General features: G+C 62.9%; 2 protein-coding genes. Both read left to right on the forward strand.

All coding sequences use genetic code 11. From position 1 onward, the window contains the following. Positions 1-839: hypothetical protein (locus tag ACWAT2_RS18090; RefSeq protein ID WP_402377917.1), on the forward strand; the 839-nt coding region annotated here is incomplete at its 5' end. Then, positions 805-1,569, forward strand: coding sequence for an IS6-like element IS6100 family transposase (locus ACWAT2_RS18095; protein ID WP_001389365.1), 765 nt, complete (start codon positions 805-807; stop codon positions 1,567-1,569). The genes ACWAT2_RS18090 and ACWAT2_RS18095, both read left to right, overlap by 35 nt. Positions 1,570-1,646: the final 77 nt, after the last annotated feature.

Below are 1,646 nucleotides of genomic sequence, written 5' to 3' on the forward strand. Positions count from 1 at the left end.
TTGCCGGCCTCGACATGAACGTTGCGGCTCGGCGGGCCTTTGCCAACTTCGACGCGACCGCTGCGGGTCGACGGGCCATTGCCGGCCTCGACATGAACGTTGCGGCTCGGCGGGCCTTTGCCAACTTCGACGCGACCGCTGCGGGTCGACGGGCCCTTGCCGGCCTCGACATGAACGTTGCGGCTCGGCGGGCCTTTGCCAACTTCGACGTGAACGCTGCGGGTCGACGGGCCCTTGTCGGCCTCGCCACAGGGAGCATAGATCGGGCGGAGCGCCTCTTCGGGCTGCCTCCGAACCTGAGTCAACTTGGTGGAGACCTCGACGTTGAGAGGGTCGTCGTTGTAGGCCGCACCATCGGCGTTTCTCTCTACCTTGTACCGCGAACCTCGGTGTGCCGGCTTCTTCTTTCGGCGCCCGACGACGACGTCCTCAGTGTGCTTGTCGACCACGAAGACGAGGTCCTGACCGACTGCGAAGCACTTCTCGATCGCTGCACCCGATCAGAGCTCGGGACCTTCGTGGGTCTCGCACGCGATGCCGTACATGCCCACGGCGACGGCCACGTCCGGGCAGCTCAGAGCTTGGCAGCAACGACACTCGACAGCCTGTTGTCGACGGTCCACGGTGCCACTTTCGCCCGAGACCGCCTGAGCCATCGACGAGGCGACGAACCAGACACGGAACTAACCACCAGCCCTCTCGCGTACCAGCTGGTGCACCTTCCGCTGTGGTGCGCGCACGAGGGCTCTGTTGCAAAAATCGTGAAGCTTGAGCATGCTTGGCGGAGATTGGACGGACGGAACGATGACGGATTTCAAGTGGCGCCATTTCCAGGGTGATGTGATCCTGTGGGCGGTGCGCTGGTATTGTCGCTATCCGATCAGCTATCGCGACCTTGAGGAAATGCTGGCGGAACGCGGCATTTCGGTCGACCATACGACGATCTATCGCTGGGTCCAGTGCTACGCCCCGGAGATGGAGAAGCGGCTGCGCTGGTTCTGGCGGCGTGGCTTTGATCCGAGCTGGCGCCTGGATGAAACCTACGTCAAGGTGCGGGGCAAGTGGACCTACCTGTACCGGGCAGTCGACAAGCGGGGCGACACGATCGATTTCTACCTGTCGCCGACCCGCAGCGCCAAGGCAGCGAAGCGGTTCCTGGGCAAGGCCCTGCGAGGCCTGAAGCACTGGGAAAAGCCTGCCACGCTCAATACCGACAAAGCGCCGAGCTATGGTGCAGCGATCACCGAATTGAAGCGCGAAGGAAAGCTGGACCGGGAGACGGCCCACCGGCAGGTGAAGTATCTCAATAACGTGATCGAGGCCGATCACGGAAAGCTCAAGATACTGATCAAGCCGGTGCGCGGTTTCAAATCGATCCCCACGGCCTATGCCACGATCAAGGGATTCGAAGTCATGCGAGCCCTGCGCAAAGGACAGGCTCGCCCCTGGTGCCTGCAGCCCGGCATCAGGGGCGAGGTGCGCCTTGTGGAGAGAGCTTTTGGCATTGGGCCCTCGGCGCTGACGGAGGCCATGGGCATGCTCAACCACCATTTCGCAGCAGCCGCCTGATCGGCGCAGAGCGACAGCCTACCTCTGACTGCCGCCAATCTTTGCAACAGAGCCCACCATGCCCGTGCACGCGACAG

This window comes from Isoptericola sp. GX10416, assembly GCF_056590155.1.

Bases quoted from the DNA above. Each gene is read 5' to 3' on its own strand.
- ACWAT2_RS18095 (WP_001389365.1), top strand. From the start codon at position 805: ATGACGGATTTCAAGTGGCGCCATTTCCAGGGTGATGTGATCCTGTGG.